The 205-nt window shown below is 54.6% G+C and carries 1 tRNA gene and 1 rRNA gene; both read right to left on the bottom strand.

What is annotated here, in order from left to right:
* Positions 1-76: transfer RNA gene (locus SB773_RS35335), tRNA-Val, on the bottom strand.
* Positions 77-81: 5 nt separating this feature from the next.
* A 5S ribosomal RNA gene (rrf, locus tag SB773_RS35330) occupies positions 82-197 on the bottom strand.
* Positions 198-205 lie beyond the last annotated feature (8 nt).

Raw genomic sequence — 205 nt, 5'->3', positions numbered from 1 at the left:
TGGTGGAGGATGACGGGATCGAACCGCCGACCCCCTGCTTGTAAGGCAGGTGCTCTCCCAGCTGAGCTAATCCTCCATTTTGCCTGGCAACGTCCTACTCTTGCAGGGACAAGGTCCCAACTACCATTGGCGCTAGAGAGCTTAACTTCCGTGTTCGGTATGGGAACGGGTGTGACCTCTCTGCCATCATTACCAGACTATATTC

Origin of the sequence: Bacillus sp. SIMBA_074 (assembly GCF_046534555.1) — a bacterium.
In the GTDB taxonomy this organism is placed as follows: domain Bacteria; phylum Bacillota; class Bacilli; order Bacillales; family Bacillaceae_G; genus Bacillus_A; species Bacillus_A mycoides.
Note: the sequence above shows the minus strand (reverse complement) of the source record. Positions and strands in the feature narration are given on the sequence as shown.